Below are 16,739 nucleotides of genomic sequence, written 5' to 3'. Positions count from 1 at the left end.
ACATATCTTCCCACAGTTTAAAAAATTAAATACATGGGGTTTATTTGATATGCCAAATTTTTTCAATCAATAAATCCTTATTGAATTTATAAGGTTTAGACTTGACTAATCGTAGGAAAGAGGATGGGACATAAGTATTTTAGTTAATGTAAAAGCGAACGTATTAAAGTATATTTTTTTAATATACACTTTTAAAATCAGCGTAGGAAAAATACGTAGACTCCTTGAAAAAGAAAACCACTTTTTCTGCGTGCGATGAATCGCTGTCGAAGTATTCCTTGTCCAGCAGGATGAAAAGCTTAGATGAGACCTCGCAGAGCGTAGCTCGAGGAGGCTCATCAGCGCCTGCGGAAAGCGAAGTATTTTTCCGAAGCGAATAACGCTCGCTTAAAATTGTTCGTCTTTTAATTACTAATACTTAGTTTTGTCCCAACCTCTTTTGCTATTTACATGAAAATGTAATTTTTAGTGGATTAATTACTCTTCTTCAGATTAGGGTTTTCACGTTTTGCCTCTCTAACTCTCGGCTTACGAAAATCACCAGCTATGTCTGCTTTCTTAAATTCCTTAGTATAATGTACTTCCTGTGCATCTGATAATTGTTTATTGTTTGTTGGTTGATATTGGGTATTCCTCAATATATACACCCTTTCTATGAGAAGTTATCCTCCCAATAAATGTACCCAGAAAGATAAATGATGAAACATAGAGGGGGTAGAAGTCACACTAAGAAAGCGCTATACTTAAGGGTAACTAGATATATTAGGGGTGACATTATGAGGGAAGTTGTGATTGTTGAGGGGGCACGTACGGCGGTTGGCAAAAGAAAGGGTAGTTTCTCAAACTATAGATCCGATGAATTGGCCGCAGTCGTTTTAAAAGATTTACTTAAGCGCACGCCTGTATCTAAAAACCTGATCGAAGACGTTATTTTAGGATGTGTCACTCAAGTCAATGAGCAGGGAGGAAATGTAGCACGTACAGCGGCCTTGATTGCAGGTTTTCCAACGTCGGTACCAGGCGTGACGATTGATAGGCAATGTGGCTCAAGTCAGCAAGCGGTTCATTTTGCAGCTCAAGCGATTGCTTCAGGCGATATGGATATCGTTATTGCCGGTGGCGTTGAAAATATGACACGTATCCCGATGTTTTCAAATATGCCTGACACTAAATCGAGTAAGCAACTCACCAATTCATATGAAATTGTCAATCAAGGTATTTCAGCTGAGAAAATTGCAGATAAATGGTCATTTTCACGAGAGGAACTCGATCATTTTTCGTATGAAAGTCATCAAAAGGCTTTAACGGCGATAAAAAATGGACATTTTAAAGAAGAAATTACACCGCTTGATGTGACTGATAAAGACGGGAATAAGTTTGTCTTTTCGGAAGATGAGGGTCCTAGGGAAGATACGACTGTTGAAGCGCTCAGTGGGCTTAATCCTGTTTTTAAAGAAAATGGCAAAATCACCGCCGGCAATGCCAGTCAGATGAGTGACGGAGCTAGTGCGATTTTAATCATGTCACGTGAAAAAGCGGACGAATTAGGATTAAAGCCAAAAGCGAGGATTGTTGCCCGCAGTGTCGTTGGGTCAGACCCTACCTTAATGTTGACCGGTCCGATTGCTGCTACCGAAAAAGTGTTGGATAAAGCAGGTTTAACCATCGATCAAGTAGATCTTTATGAGGTGAACGAGGCATTCGCTCCTGTCCCACTCGCTTGGTTAAAAGATACAGAGGCTGATCCGGAAAAACTCAATGTTAACGGTGGAGCCATTGCTCTCGGTCATCCACTAGGCGCAACAGGGACAAAATTACTTGTCTCATTAGTGAATGAACTTGAACGTCGAGAAGGAAAATACGGACTTTTAGCTATTTGTGAAGGAATGGGAATGGCAAATGCAACAGTGATTGAGCGGCTGACTGAATAATTGTATTATAAAAAGATTAGGTTAAAGTTAAACTATGGCGAGAAGTTGAGAACTTTATTAACATCTCTGAAACCTTGCTCGTAAGCCATTCTAGGTAGAGTGCGGCCGATAGCCTATCTGGAAAGTAGTATGCGCTCGATTCCAGGGAGCGTACCGCCGATAGCCTCTCTGGAAAGTAGTATGCATTCGATTCCAGGGAGCGTACCGCCGATAGCCTCTCTGGAAAGTAGTATGCATTCGATTCCAGGGAGCGTACCGCCATCAGCCTATCTTGAAATGTAGGCGTCTGCACTTTGGCGAGTAATTGGAAAGTGAAAGTGGTTGGAATGCTTTCTATCTTTAAAGATTAAAATATTGGCTTAGCCTTTTCCTTGAATTTTTTAATCTCCCTTTGCTATTTTTGTATAAAATCTCCCTTACTTTTGGTATGATATCGTTATGTCCTGAATAGAGGTAAGTTAGTAAGAATCGTTTTAACATATATTAAAGCAAATAGCTAAAGTTGGGAGAGGCAGTTATGGAATGGAAAAATATATACCGTGGCTTTCTTATGGGAGCAAGTGATGTCATTCCAGGAGTTAGCGGTGGAACGATCGCATTATTACTTGGAATTTATGACCGTTTAATTTCCGCTATTAATGGACTTTTTAGTAAGGATTGGAAAAAGCAACTCAGTTTTTTAATCCCACTTGGACTAGGAATTGCGATAGCGATTTTTTCGTTGTCAAAATTAATTGATTGGTTATTAAAATACTATCCTGCTCCGGTGCACTTCTTTTTTCTAGGTTTAATTTTGGGTGTGCTGCCTTATTTATTTACACAAGCTAAAGTTAAGGAGACATTTAAATTTAATCATTACCTTATTTTGATTGTTGGAGCTGTTCTCATAGGCTCAATTAATTTTCTGGATCTAACATCCGGACAAGCTATCATTGAAAACCGCAGTACGGGAATATATGTATTTTTATTTTTCTCAGGTGTTCTAGCGAGTGCTGCTATGATTTTACCGGGTATTAGTGGATCAATGATTCTGCTTGTCATCGGTTCCTACCATACTATTATTAATGCAGTCCATAACTTATATCTAGATGTTATTCTTGTCACAGGTGTGGGTATTGCAATCGGTATCCTTGTCATGAGTCGCTTGATTGCATATTTTCTAGAAAAATTTCATACCGGCACGTTTGCTTGTGTGATCGGGTTCGTCATCGGTTCACTAGTTATCGTATTTCCAGGCTGGCCCGAATCGTCGGGGATCGTGATAGTCAGCGTTGTGACCTTCGCTGCTGGGTTATTTATCGCGTATGTGTTAGGTAAAGTAGAATATGAAAGTTAAAGTGTGCGAGTCATTTCAATATAATGTGCACGTAAAAATAGCAATCATCGATTTGAATGATTGCTATTTTTTGTCATCTTGACTTATTGAAAGATACTCGTATAATAAGACTAATTTAATTAAGGAGGGAATTTGGATGACTCATCCCATATTGAAGGATTTTCCAAATGAATTTGTAACTTCGCGTTTATTAGTTCGTCTTCCGCTTCCTGGAGATGGTGAGCAAGTGTATAAGGCAATCACGAGGAGTAAAGAGGAGCTAAAACCATGGTTGCCATTTGCCCGTAATGAGCAAGCAGTTGAAGAAACGGAAATAAATGTTAGAGAATCCTATGTTGCTTTTTTAAAAAGAGAGGATCTCAGATTACATATTTTTGATAAAGAAACCAATGAATTTATAGGTTGTACAGGATTGCATCGAATCGATTGGAATGTACCAAAATTTGAAATTGGTTACTGGATTGACACGAAGTTCAGTGGCCAAGGATTGATTTCTGAGGCGGTTGAGGGAGTCACGAATTTTGCGTTTGAGGAGCTCGGGGCAAAACGTGTCGAAATTCGTTGTGACTTTAAAAATGTGAAAAGTAAAGCGGTGCCTGAACGATTGGGCTATACCCTTGAAGCAATTCTCAAAAACGATGATGTTTCTCTTGAGGGCGATGAGCTTAGAGATACGTGCATCTATGCAAAAGTTGATAATAAGGAATGAAGTCAGAGCGTCCCCCCCAATGCAGTTATATATCGTCAGGGATCACGCCAAAAGGTTACCCGTCCCCCCTAATGCAGTTATATATCGTCAGGGGTCACGCCAAAAGGTTACCCGTGCCCCCTAATGCAGTTATTTCCCGTTAGGGGGCACGCCAAAAGGTTACTCGTGCCCCCTGATGCAGTTATTTCCCGTTAGGGGTCACGCCAAAAGGTTACTCTTGCCCCCTAATGCAGTTATATATCGTTAGAGGTCACGCATCCGCTGGCGACCTTACCATTTTGTGAATCCATTAGTTCCTCTATAAATACTCATCCAAAAAACCACAATGGTGCATCTGCACTGCATTGTGGTTTGAAAACTAATCTAATTCAAATGTAAGCTCTTCATCTTCTTGAAAAGTAATTTTTGCGTTTTGTAATAAAACGCGGTTCTTTAATAATTTACGAGGTTTGAGATGGTAAATGTGTCTGAACTTTTGTGTGTCAATGCTGCCAACATTGATGGTTGTAATGGCTTGAGGGTTGTATAAACTTGAAATTTGATTTGGGCTTTGCCATTCAATTAAAAAAGGTAACACTTCTTTTCGATAGTCATAATCTGGAAAAAGCATTCTCCATTTAAGTTCCGTTCCGTCAGGTTTATCTCGCCCGCCGTAAAAGGGGCCTTGATAAGGGATATTATTTTCTTCGAAGTGAGCGATGTATTTATCTAACTGGTTTGTTCGAAGTGCAAACTGAAAAGGACCAGCTTTATTTTGATCCAAAACATAAATCAAATGTTTGATTAATGGATTATCAGATTTCCTAGCCTTATCATAATCGCTTACGCCAAGCCATTCTAGATAACAATCATTTGAAAAATGGGCTAGATAGTTGTAAGTACCCCAATTTTCATGTTCTCCGCCTTTAACCGCTTTAATGGAGCCGTCTTGATTATTCTTTTCGTTATAAAAATGCATATGAGTACCTGAAAAAACAATATGGTCTAAAGCTAACATGAGTGATCACCTCGTTTATCTTTTTCAACAATCGCTAACTAGCTATACGATTTTCGTGTTCAAAATTAGGACATGGTGTTTAACTATCTGGGCGCATTCAACTTATTCATCTAGCTCAAGCGCCCAACCCCTCGAGGTCTTAAGCAATAACTCTACGTGGCCAAGAACGCGCCACTACGATTTCTTGCTTAAGCTTTTCGGGGCTAACCGGGCGCATTCGCTTTTGTTCATCCAGCTCAAGCGCCCAACCCCTCGAGGTCTTAAGCAATAACTCTACGTGGCCAAGAACGCGCCACTACGATTTCTTGCTTAAGCTTTTCGGAGCTAACCAGGCGCATTCGCTTCTGTTCATGCTTTAATTGTATAGTGTTAAAGAATTTTTATGACTTATTATAACAGTGATAGTTTATTATAAAGAGTTAGCGAATGACATTCAACTCAGAGGACTTCTGTTGTTTAATTTAAAATACTGCCTGATTCTCATTACTTTTTAAGAAAACTTTGCTATATTAACATTAATCATATAAAGAAGTAGGTGGAAGATATGTCTCAGCCCACGATTTTAATAGTTGAAGATGAGAAAAAACTAAGTCGCGTGTTACAACTAGAGCTAGAATATGAAGATTATCGAACTGAAACTGCAGATAACGGAAAAGATGCTTTGCGTTTAATTACGGAAAAAAAGTGGGACTTAGTGTTACTAGATATTATGCTTCCAGGGTTAAGTGGTGTGGAAGTGTTGCGGAGAGTAAGAAAGTCGAATGACGATACACCGATTATTTTACTGACAGCCCGTGATGAAGTTCATGATAAGGTAAGTGGATTGGATCTAGGGGCAAATGATTATGTAACAAAGCCATTTCAAATTGAAGAGCTTTTAGCAAGAATCCGCGTCCATTTAAGACAATCGGCAAAAAAGGAAATAGAAAGTCCAACCCTGTCTGTCGGTGATTTAGCAATTAACACAGACAGCAGAGAAGTGCAACGAGAAAATGAACTAATTGATTTGACCCCGCGTGAGTATGATTTACTCATTTGTCTTTTGGAAAATAAAAACATTGTCCTCACACGTGATCAATTGATTGAACGTGTTTGGGGATATGATTATTTTGGTGACACAAATGTTGTGGATGTGTATATTCGCTATTTGCGCCAAAAGATTGATAAGCCTTTTACCGATGCCTATATTCAGACAGTTCGCGGGGTAGGATATACAATAAAGGATATTAAGAAATGAAACTACAAACGAAAATTCATCTCTTCTCTAGTGTGTTTATGCTTATCTTGATTGTGCTTATAAACACAGCGATTTATTTTCTGTTTTATAAAGTTTCTGCTGATAGTGAGTTAGATCAACTGGCAGGGCAGACAGATGTCATAACAGAAACCTTGAATAAAAATCCAGATATAGCAGAAGAAGAGCTTTTAAAAGCTTTTTTACCTAATGATGGGATGATTCGTGTTATTGACAAAGATTCAACGACAGTCATACCCACATTAACAAAAAAGAACGAGTACCGACGTCTGGCCAGTTCATATACGACAACAGAAAATAGGAAGATGGATAAAACAGCTAATCAAGACAATGTTGCGGTGATAGAAAAACCAATTATTTGGGATAATGGGGATATTGTTACATTACAAGTATCAAAGCATCTCGTGATTTTACAGGAAAACATGAAGATACTTTTTTATGTTTTACTTTTTGCATCAGTCGTTATGCTTATCCCAATCTTAATTGGCGCGAACATATTAAGTCGCTTTCTATTGAATCCAATCAAGGCTTTGACCGGGGCGATGAAAGAAAATGCGACCCGTACAAAATGGAAGAAGATCAAAGTACACAGCAGCAAATCAAAAGATGAGTTGTATGAAATGGAAAAAACATTTAATGAAATGATTGAACGTTTAAGTGAGAACTTCCAGAAGCAAGATGTGTTTGTCTCAGATGCTTCACATGAACTGAAAACTCCTATTTCAATCGTTAAAAGTTATGCGCAATTATTATCACGACGAGGATTGGAGCATCCCGATTTATTTTATGAATCGGTTGAAGCGATAGAAACTGAAGCAGACCGGATGCAGAAACTGGTTGAACAAATGTTGAACTTAGCTAAAAGCCAATTGAAAACAGAGTTACAAGACGTTGATTTTCTAATATTATGCAGTGAGGTTATTAAGATATTTCAAGGAGCAGCGAGCCGGGATATTGAATTTACAACTTCCCAGCAAGGATTTATCGTCAAAGGTGATCGAGACCGACTGGAGCAAGTTGTTTATATTTTAATTGACAATGCTTTGAAGTATAGCGATAACTCCATTGATGTTCATCTGACGCACGATGCAGAATGGGTTACTTTTACCGTTACAGATTACGGGCAAGGCATTCCGGTAGAAGAGCAAGGTAGAATTTTTGACCGGTTTTACAGAGTGGATAAGGCTCGTAGTCGAGAAACAGGCGGCACGGGTCTAGGCTTACCCATTGCTAAGGAAATCACCGAAGCACATCATGGAGAGCTAAAAGTAACAAGCCAGATTGGTAAAGGGACGACATTTATCTTAAAGATTCCTTTGTCTATTAAAAACTAATCCAATTCTCATCATTTTCTAATCTTAAACACAGGGCCCTGTCATATCTAATGGATAAAATGTAATTAATAACATTAGGGAGGAAATGATTATGAAGAAAAAACTGAGTATGACAATTGGAGTCATCGCGGTTGTAACTGTCTTAGGACTAGGGATGTATCACTCTGACGCCTCGCAAACGGAACCAACTTTAACAACCGATGAAATTAAAAGTTTAATTTCTGACCAATATCCAGGTGAAATTACAGAAATAGAGTTGGAAAAGGATTTTAACAAAGCCGTTTATGAACTGGAAATCGTAGGAAAAGATAAGAAGTATGAATTAAAAGTCGATGGAAACTCTGGCGAAATTTTAAAGTTGAAAGAGAAAACAGTCATGCATGCAACTGAAAATAATGAAGAAGATACCACGGACAATAAAGAAAATAAACAAGACGAAAAGTTAATTTTAAAAGAGAAACAAAATGAAAAAAGTAAGAAAGACCAAGACCAGGATAAACAAACTAAAGACAAACAAGAGAAAAATAACAATGGAGAAGCAGAAAAATCAAAACAAAAACCTAAAGATAAGAATGCAATTATAGATGTTAGTGAAGCATCTGAAATAGCTTTAAATGAATTTTCCGGGCGTATTACAGAAGTAGAACTGGACGAAGATGATGGACGTTTGATTTACGAGATTGAAATTGAATCTGGTGAACTAGAAGCAGAAATAGAAATTGATGCTCATACGGGTGAAGTATTAGTGATGGAAATCGATGATTAATACTTTCAATAAAGGTGAAGTTTTAGAAAAGAACTGTGGATTATAGAATAAATAAAATAAAACCAATTATTCATGCCGCCTAACTAGAAAATACCAGCCCTAGTGGTCATGATGCATGACGGGTTAACTTTCCAATTTGGCATCGTGGTAAGTCAAGAGGATGCAAATGAGCTGATTTTTTAATGAAAACTAAAAAACTGTATTTCAACTGATAATAATTTCTATAAACGGGTAAATACCTTTTATGGCATAACTACGAATAGCCCCTTGTAACAAAAAAGACATAAACGTAAAATAACTGAAATAAAAGCGTTTATTTTTCTATAAAGAGGGTAAATAGTAATAAAGAAATGAGGATACAGTAGGCCATAAGGAGGTATTAAACATCTATGACGGACACAAAGGCAATTATTTATATTAGTGATGAATGTTATTCATGCCAGAAGTTAATGGAAAAGATGGATCAATGGGAGGTCAATTATAAGACAAAAAATATTACATCCAATAATGCAAATAAAAAGGAGTTACAGGAGCACGGTATATATGGCACACCCGCAACATTTATAAAAGCGAGGCAAGAGCCGATTTTAGGCTATCAAATAAATAAAATAAGACACGCTCTCGGTATTCATGCTTAATAAGCGATGTTACACAATCTTAGGATAAATGCATATCCTATGATAAATGAGAGATGAAGGAGGGTGTGTTTTTTATGCACAAACGCCCATTTTTTAATCCAGCCCCATTTCACCAACAGTCATTAAACTACAATGTAAATCGACAACATCATAATACATTGAATCATGTTGGGGGGCTGGAACAATTCCATACTGCTTTTACACAATTTGCTAAACCTAAACAACCAGAAAATTGGTATGAATCTGTCCCACGCTACGGGATGAGTCAACCCCAGCCCCAACCAAACTATATGCAACAGAATCAAATACATCAGAACCATCACATACATTCAGAACCAAGCTACGGAAATCCTTATCCCGAATACGGGCAATCAGACTATGGCTATCCAATGTCAGATGCCGTTGGTGCAAGTTCTAATCAAAATATGCATCAATATCAACAGCCTCATATGGGTGATTTCACTTCATATAATCAACCTCAAGTCCAATCTTTTAATGAACCACCTCCTAAACAGATGAATAACCTACTCAATCAGTTTCAAAATAATGAAGGTCAGATAGATGTCGATAAAATGCTGAACACAGTAGGTCAGTTAGCAAATACGTACCATCAAGTGGCCCCGATTATTAAGCAGTTCGGTTCGCTGATAAAAACATTCCGCAGTTAAATAACACTATACGTAGGTATTTATTTAAGAGAGAAAAGAAGGTAGCTTTTTAAAGGAGAGAAAACTAATGATTGGCTGTATGCTGATTCACGGATATACAGGAGGGCCATACGAACTTGCCCCGCTAACTAATTATCTAAAAGAAAATACGAATTTTATAGTTGTAGTTCCGACTTTACCGGGTCATGGTAAAAACTTAGCACTCGATGACGTGTCCCACGAAGATTGGCTGAATACAGCCGAGGAGACGTTTCTCCAGTTGCGAAAAAAAGTCAATCGAATTTATTTGATTGGTTTTTCCATGGGTGGGATGATTGCCAGTTACTTGGCTGCAAAATATAATGTTAACAAACTTGTCCTTCTAGCAACTGCAGGAAAATACTTATCGTTTAAACAAATTGGCCTTGACATGAGCACAATCTTTAAAGATGGAGTGTCAGGGAAGTTAAATGAAAATAAACTGTTTCAACATTACAAAACAAAACGAGGCGAGGTCCCATTGAAAGCACATATCGAGTTTATAAAATTAGTCAAAAAAACGCGGGAATATTTAAATGAAGTTGATAACCCAGTCTTAATCGCACAAGGACAACTGGACAGTATGGTTCCCTATCAAACAGCGTATTACCTTGCAGAAGAAATCGCCTCTGAAGATAAAGAAGTCATTCTATTCGATCAATCCAAACACCTCATTTGCCTAGGAAAAGATAAAGACGTACTAAACTCAATCATCTATAGGTTTCTAACAAAAGCTCAAGCGCCCGTTTAGCCCCGAAAAGCTTAAGCAAGAAATCGCAGTGGCGGTATTTGCCGCGTAGATTTATTGCTTAAGACCTCGAGGGGTTGGGCGCTGGAGCTAGCCGCACAAAAGTTCAGGGCGCCCGTTTAGCTCCGTTCGAATAAACCAAATGAAAAATGCCTACAGCATGATCTGTTAGGCACTTTTTTTAATCTTTGAAGAAGGAAATGACGAGAGCCTCTTCACCTCCGTATGTTGAAATAAGTGGGCCGGTTTCAGTGAGAAATGAATTTTTAAAGGAATATTGATCCATTATTCTATTTAAGACGGTATTAGCTCGATCTTCAGAATTACAATGCGTCATCGTAATCACTTTATTTTCAAAGTTCTTGGCATAATCTCCAATTTGATCAATGAAACGCCTGATGGACTTTTTATCGCCACGGACTTTTTCTGAGACTTCGATGGCGCCTTCTTCGCTTCCTTTCATTAATAATTTAATGTTAAGTGTCTTGGCAATGGTACCTTTGACTTTATCAAGGCGCCCCCCAAGAATTAAATTTTCCAATGTCTTTAATACAAACAAAGTGGCTGTTTGTTCCACGCGCTCATAAAGATGGTCGACAAGCTGATCAAATGTGTAATTCTCTTTTAATTTTACATGTGATTCATATAAGAGTAGAGCAATTCCACACGAGGCTGTTTTCGTGTTGATTACCTCAATTTTTCGTTGTGGTTCTTCTTCCAGTAGCATATCTTTTCCAGCTACAGCATTGTCATATGTACTGCTGAGTGCCTTAGAAAGACTTAACATGATAATCGGTGTATCAGTTTCAGTTTGTTTGAAAGCTTCGTAGAAATCATTCGGACTTGGTGCCGATGAACGAGGCAATTCATTCGTTTCCTTTATTTTTTGAAAAAAAGTAGGCATGGCTATTTCATCACTTTTATAGTGATCATCCTTGAAATGTATATAAAGGGGGACAACTTTCACGTCTAAAGCATTCCCGATAAGGCTAGGAATGTCTGCCCCTCCATCTGTCATTAATTGAATATTCATGGTCAACACCTGCTTAATTTAATATATATTTAGTATATCATCTTTTACCTTAGCTGTATGGATAGAGGAAGAGGATTTTTTATTTTTTTGCTTTTTCCGAAATTGTTACAACTTGTTTCCGTCGTGTCCCCATTATGAATAAAAATAAGCCAATGATGATAATGGAGCCTCCAAGCCATTGTGACGAGGAAATTTTTTCACTTAAAACGAAATAAGCTAGGATAGATGCTCCAACTGGCTCAAATATAATTCCCATGGATATCGTCGCTGTATTAACCCATCTTAATGCCCAGTTAAAAAGAGTGTGACCAAAAAATGTTGGAATAACGGCCAAGGCAATGAAAATCCACCAGTGTGTCGATGAGTAACCAAGAAATGAGTTTTGGACAATGAGATTATAGATAATCAGGGTGACTGCACCCATACTATAAACAACAAAGGTGTAAGTCATCAACGATAAACGTCTTCGTACACTTTGTCCCATTAAAAAGTATCCTGCTATTGCAATGGCACCAATCAGTGCGAGAATATCGCCAAAAAGAGCCATGCCTCCAATTTGAAAGTCTCCCCAACCAATGATGATGCTTCCAAGTAGAGCAATGACCATACTGATGATGGCGGCTTGAGAAAAGCGCTCTTTAAAGAAGAGATAGGAACCTAAGAAAGTAAAAAACGGTTGCAAAGTAACAAGCACAACAGAACTTACAACAGAAGTATGATTTAAGGATTCAAACCAAAAGATAAAATGAATCGCTAAAAAGAATCCTGCAAGTGCAGAGAGGGTCCAGTCTTTTTTGCGGATAAGTTTAAATTCATTCCGGTATTTCAATAAAATGAAAGGTAGCATAAATAAAACGGCAAATAAGAGGCGATAATTGGCAATAATTGCAGCAGGTGCACCAGCTGCAAGTTTAACTAAAACAGCGGAAGTTGATACGGAAATAACACCTATAAAAATCGCTACATGCGGATTAAATGGTGGCAGCCTCATTGAAACACTCCCTTATTCTCAGTAGACATTTTTCATTCTATCATGTGCGAACTTAAAAATCATGTCGTAACTATAGTAACTAGTGGATATGTAATTGTGATCTATGTTATTATATAAGGACTGTTATTAATGCTTAATATTTTAAGGCTTCTTACCAGAAAATTGGTGATGCCTTTTTTTATGGACAGGAAATACACAGTCCTATCAAATATATGGAAGTTCTTTTAATAAATATCGGGTATTTAATGAATATACGATAAAATAATAGTTGTAAATGGGTATAATGAAAGTACAAGCATAAATTAATTACGATATACTCTTCCAGAATTGACATTAGAAGGTTTCGCCAATCGGCATTAAAATTACAGATATTGTTTACAAAAAGGAGAAGGAATGAAAATTGACAACAACATTTAAGGAATTAGGTATATCTCAACCTATTATGAAGGCTTTGGAAAAAATGGGCTTTGAGGAAGCAACGCCAATTCAAGCTGAAACGATACCACTCGCTATGAAAGGCTTGGATGTGATCGGACAGGCTCAAACAGGAACGGGAAAAACAGCAGCATTTGGTATTCCGATGATTGAAAAGATTGATTCAAAACAAAGAAAAATTAAAGGTATGGTCGTCACACCTACAAGAGAACTTGCCATCCAAGTGGCTGAAGAAATCAATCGTTTAGGAAAAATTAAAGGCGTTAGAACGCTACCTGTATATGGTGGGCAGCATATGGATCGTCAAATCCGCTCATTGAAAGGTGGCCCACAAATTGTCGTTGCTACACCTGGAAGACTACTTGACCATATGCGACGCAGAACGATCCGCACGAACGATATTCAAACCGTTGTACTTGATGAAGCGGACGAAATGCTGAATATGGGATTCATTGACGATATTAAAAATATTTTAAAAGGAATTCCTGAAGAAAGACAAACATTACTATTTTCAGCAACGATGCCAAAAGAAATACGAGATATTGCAACGAACCTTATGAAAAAACCAGAAGAAATCAAAGTAAAAGCTAAAGAAATGACTGTCGAAAATATCGATCAATACTTTATAGAAATACCTGACAGAGATAAGTTTGATACATTGACAAACCATTTGGATATTAACGATCCCGAACTGGCGATTGTGTTTAGCCGAACGAAAAAACGTGTGGATGAAATTACAGAAGGTCTACAAGCTCGTGGCTTCCGGGCTGAAGGAATTCACGGAGATCTTACGCAAGGTAAACGTATGTCCGTATTAAATAAATTTAAAAACGGTCGTGTTGAAGTATTGGTAGCAACCGATGTAGCAGCACGCGGGCTCGATATTTCAGGTGTAACACATGTTTACAACTTCGATATCCCGCAAGATCCTGAAAGCTACGTGCACCGAATTGGACGTACAGGAAGAGCGGGACGCACCGGGGAAGCTATTTCATTTATTACACCTAGAGAAATGGCACATCTTAAATTGATTGAAAAGACGACTAAAAGTAAAATGAAGCGTATGGCACCACCAACAAATCAGGAGGCGAAACAAGGTCAACAACAAATGGCAGCTGATCGTCTACTGCAAACGATTGAACGTAAAGATCTAAAATCATATCATGGAACAGCGAATGAACTCTTACAAGAGCATGACTCCATGACTGTTGTTGCTGCGGCTCTGAAAATATTAACGAAGGAACGTCGAGACGTTCCAGTACGAATCTCATCAATGGCGCCTGTCAGTGTTAAAAAAGCAAAACAAGGCCAAGGTAACAACCGCCGCAACAACAATAAACGTTTCCAAGGTAAGCGTGGCAAAGGCGGCTGGAACAAAGGAAGAAATCAAGGGGGCCGCAATCGTAAAGGTAATTATCAAAAACGCCGCAACCGTGACTAATAAATGTAAAAAAAGCTCCTACTCGCTAAGGGAGCTTTTTTTGTCTAAACGGAGTGGGAGTGTTAGGTTGAATGGGGATGTACTGTGTTCGCGCGGCGGTGCGCCTCAGGCGAGCGGCGGAGTGTCAAACTCGCGCGGGAAAGCATCTCACTTGAGCGACGACGGTCCTCGGTCGCGCGGTGAAACGTCAATCTTGAGCGGAAAAGTGCTTCACTCGCGCGGTGAAGTATTAAACTCGCGCGGGAAAGTATCCCACGCGCGTGTCAGGGCATCTCACCCCGCACGGTAGAACACTCAATCTAAATCTCACTCAAAAAAAGGAGGCTTGAAAAATGAAACAATTTCCGAAAAATATGATTGCGAAAAACGCCATAAAAGCATGGAAATTAACCGCTATGATTTATGTATTGGTGTTATGGCTCCTCACTATCGGTGTTTTTATTTTAACTTACATATTTGAGTGGAATTTTTGGTATGGAGGAGCGGCTATAATGATTAGCTTGCTATGCACTTATCTATTTATTTTTCTGTTTCCGAATATTCGTTGGCGACGTTGGCGTTATGAAGTGTTTGAACAAGAAGTGTATATTCAACATGGCGTGCTAATTGTTTCGCAAACTTTAGTTCCTATGGTTCGAGTCCAACATGTCGATACGAAACAAGGCCCCATCTTGAAAAGGTTTAACTTAGCTAGTGTCACGATTTCAACAGCAGCGACAACACATGAGATTCCAGCATTGCTAGAGGATGACGCTACGGATCTAAGAGACCGAATATCAACGCTGGCAAGGGTGGAAGATAATGATGTATAAAGAGAAACGTCTTCATCCTGCCACGATATTTTTTAATTTCCTTCAGTTTCTAAAAGAATTTGCTCTACCGATTATCCTTGGTCTGTTTACACTTCGGGGACAGGCGCTTTTGTATCTTATTTTTATTCTTGGAGCCATATTTCTAGTTATATTATCTTTCAGTGTGGCTTCGTGGTATCGATTTACATACCGAGTGGAAGATGAGGAATTGAGGATTGAACATGGTATTTTCATTCGTAAAAAACGTTATATTTCCATCAATCGGATTCAGTCTATTAATTTAACCCAAAGTGTCTTTCACCGTATTTTTAAACTTGTGAAAGTGCAAGTGGAAACAGCTGGGGGTGGTGAAGGAGCTGAAGTGTCATTAAAAGCAGTCACCCTACAGGATGGGGAATTATTAAGGGCTGATATAAAGGCTAAGCCCGAATCAATCGAACATAGTACGACAGAAGATGTCCCAACTGATTATCCATCTGATAAAATTTCCGTTCGCCGACTGTTTATAGCTGGAACGACATCTGGAAGTATTGGTGTATTACTTGCGGTTTTTGCCTTTTTGATATCCCAAGCGGAACAATTAATCCCGGATGACTTTTTTGACCAATCGGTACAGTGGATTATTGGATTAAGCCTCACGCTCATTATAGGTTTAGGTATTATTTTATTGATTGTTTTATGGCTATTAGGCATTGCCGGTACAATGATTAAATATGGAAATTTCACAATTACAAAATATAAAAATGAACTCTTTATTACTCGAGGCCTTCTGGAGAAAAAACAAATCACCATCCCACTTAAGCGTATCCAAGCTGTAGGGATTGACGAAAGCATATTACGCCAGCCATTTGGGTTCGCAGAAGTTTACGTGGAAGTGGCTGGGGGCTCTCTAGAAAAAGGAGAAGACTTTTCAACCGTCTTATTCCCGATTTTAAAGCGAGAAGAAATTGAGGCTTTCTTAGAAAAGTATTTACCAACTTACAAATCACCGAGTGAAGAGCTCCACACTCTACCAAAACGTGGCATGTGGTATTATTTAGTTCGCTCATCAGTGCTATTTCTCATTATTACTAGTGTGATACTTTATTTTCTGCCTCAATTTATTTGGATTACTGTTGTTTTATTGCTGATCGGATTGCTATACGGTTTTTTAAAGTATAAAGATAGTGGCTACAACATAAATCATAAGCATGTAACTGTCAGATATCGTCGCGGACTTAGTAGATCGACCATACGAATATTTCATAATCGTCTTCAAGCGGTTGAAATAAAACAACATAAAGTAGAGCGAATGCAAGCATTGGCGAGTGTCAAATTGTCTATTATTGGTTTACTGGGAAGTGGGACACATTATCACGTCAAAGAGATGGAAGGTAAAGAAGCCGAGCGACTATTTGATTGGTATTCCTATCGAAAACGAGATGAAGCAAACTCTAATATCTATTCATAATTTGAGACTCTCACACCTAAAGGGACAAGCTGACTAACGTCAGTGGGATTCTTGAATGTCTCAGTCCATTTCTGCTTTGAACAGCCTTTAAGGTTGGGGTATCCCATTACCCCTCCATAGGCAGTGCATATAGCACCTATGGCTATTATGCTACTGTTACCATAGCATAAAGTTTTT

The 16,739-nt window shown here is 38.4% G+C and carries 16 protein-coding genes; 12 read left to right on the top strand and 4 right to left on the bottom strand.

The window, feature by feature from the left end; translation table 11 throughout:
* Positions 1–473: 473 nt before the first annotated feature.
* Entirely contained in the window at positions 474–647 is a 174-nt protein-coding gene (locus KQI49_RS17320) for a YfhE family protein (RefSeq protein WP_371817598.1), read from the bottom strand.
* 129 nt (positions 648–776) lie between these two features.
* Between KQI49_RS17320 and KQI49_RS17315 the strand changes: the two genes are divergently transcribed.
* From KQI49_RS17315 to KQI49_RS17305, 3 genes are all read left to right on the top strand, one after another.
* Positions 777–1,931, top strand: a complete 1,155-nt coding sequence (locus tag KQI49_RS17315) for a thiolase family protein (protein WP_216490837.1) — start codon at positions 777–779, stop codon at positions 1,929–1,931.
* Between the two features lie 517 nt (positions 1,932–2,448).
* Positions 2,449–3,267, top strand: a complete 819-nt coding sequence (locus KQI49_RS17310) for a DUF368 domain-containing protein (RefSeq protein ID WP_216490836.1) — start codon at positions 2,449–2,451, stop codon at positions 3,265–3,267.
* A gap of 136 nt (positions 3,268–3,403) precedes the next feature.
* Positions 3,404–3,976 (top strand): GNAT family N-acetyltransferase, encoded by a 573-nt coding sequence (locus tag KQI49_RS17305; RefSeq protein WP_216490835.1) that lies wholly within the window; start codon positions 3,404–3,406, stop codon positions 3,974–3,976.
* Between the two features lie 358 nt (positions 3,977–4,334).
* On the opposite strand, the gene KQI49_RS17300 is transcribed toward KQI49_RS17305, so the two are convergent.
* Positions 4,335–4,973 carry a VOC family protein gene (locus tag KQI49_RS17300; RefSeq protein WP_216490834.1) on the bottom strand — a complete coding sequence of 213 codons (639 nt, stop codon included), beginning with the start codon at positions 4,971–4,973 and terminating at the stop codon, positions 4,335–4,337.
* A gap of 544 nt (positions 4,974–5,517) precedes the next feature.
* Here KQI49_RS17300 and KQI49_RS17295 point away from each other — a divergent pair.
* From KQI49_RS17295 to KQI49_RS17270, 6 genes are all read left to right on the top strand, one after another.
* On the top strand, positions 5,518–6,210 hold the full coding sequence (locus tag KQI49_RS17295; protein ID WP_216490833.1) for a response regulator transcription factor: 693 nt from the start codon (positions 5,518–5,520) through the stop codon (positions 6,208–6,210).
* Positions 6,207–7,562, top strand: coding sequence for a HAMP domain-containing sensor histidine kinase (locus tag KQI49_RS17290; protein ID WP_216490832.1), 1,356 nt, complete (start codon positions 6,207–6,209; stop codon positions 7,560–7,562). Before KQI49_RS17295 ends, KQI49_RS17290 begins: the two co-directional genes overlap by 4 nt.
* Positions 7,563–7,653: 91 nt before the next feature.
* On the top strand, positions 7,654–8,328 hold the full coding sequence (locus KQI49_RS17285) for a PepSY domain-containing protein (protein ID WP_216490831.1): 675 nt from the start codon (positions 7,654–7,656) through the stop codon (positions 8,326–8,328).
* A 389-nt stretch (positions 8,329–8,717) separates the two neighbouring features.
* Positions 8,718–8,966 carry a glutaredoxin family protein gene (locus KQI49_RS17280; RefSeq protein WP_216490830.1) on the top strand — a complete coding sequence of 83 codons (249 nt, stop codon included), beginning with the start codon at positions 8,718–8,720 and terminating at the stop codon, positions 8,964–8,966.
* A 74-nt stretch (positions 8,967–9,040) separates the two neighbouring features.
* Positions 9,041–9,634, top strand: coding sequence for a YppG family protein (locus KQI49_RS17275; protein ID WP_216490829.1), 594 nt, complete (start codon positions 9,041–9,043; stop codon positions 9,632–9,634).
* A 67-nt stretch (positions 9,635–9,701) separates the two neighbouring features.
* Entirely contained in the window at positions 9,702–10,403 is a 702-nt protein-coding gene (locus tag KQI49_RS17270) for an alpha/beta hydrolase (RefSeq protein WP_216490828.1), read from the top strand.
* Between the two features lie 178 nt (positions 10,404–10,581).
* Here the strand turns inward: KQI49_RS17270 and KQI49_RS17265 are convergent, their stop codons facing one another.
* Positions 10,582–11,433: a DegV family protein gene (locus KQI49_RS17265; protein ID WP_216490827.1), complete on the bottom strand. Its 852-nt coding sequence runs from the start codon at positions 11,431–11,433 to the stop codon at positions 10,582–10,584.
* Between the two features lie 79 nt (positions 11,434–11,512).
* Positions 11,513–12,424 (bottom strand): DMT family transporter, encoded by a 912-nt coding sequence (locus KQI49_RS17260; protein ID WP_216490826.1) that lies wholly within the window; start codon positions 12,422–12,424, stop codon positions 11,513–11,515.
* A gap of 400 nt (positions 12,425–12,824) precedes the next feature.
* On the opposite strand from KQI49_RS17260, the gene cshA reads away from it, so the two are divergent.
* The 3 genes from cshA to KQI49_RS17245 all read left to right on the top strand — a co-directional run bounded on the left by cshA (position 12,825) and on the right by KQI49_RS17245 (position 16,562).
* Complete coding sequence (gene cshA / locus KQI49_RS17255) at positions 12,825–14,300, top strand: degradosome RNA helicase CshA (RefSeq protein WP_483887807.1); 1,476 nt, start codon at positions 12,825–12,827, stop codon at positions 14,298–14,300.
* A 332-nt stretch (positions 14,301–14,632) separates the two neighbouring features.
* Complete coding sequence (locus KQI49_RS17250) at positions 14,633–15,112, top strand: PH domain-containing protein (RefSeq protein WP_216490825.1); 480 nt, start codon at positions 14,633–14,635, stop codon at positions 15,110–15,112.
* Entirely contained in the window at positions 15,102–16,562 is a 1,461-nt protein-coding gene (locus KQI49_RS17245) for a PH domain-containing protein (protein ID WP_253286911.1), read from the top strand. Before KQI49_RS17250 ends, KQI49_RS17245 begins: the two co-directional genes overlap by 11 nt.
* The last annotated feature ends 177 nt before the right edge of the window (positions 16,563–16,739 follow it).

This window comes from Virgibacillus sp. MSJ-26 (assembly GCF_018918075.1).
GTDB lineage: Bacteria > Bacillota > Bacilli > Bacillales > Amphibacillaceae > MSJ-26.
The sequence above is the reverse complement of the archived record's forward strand: the minus strand, read 5'-3'. Positions and strand labels throughout refer to the sequence as shown.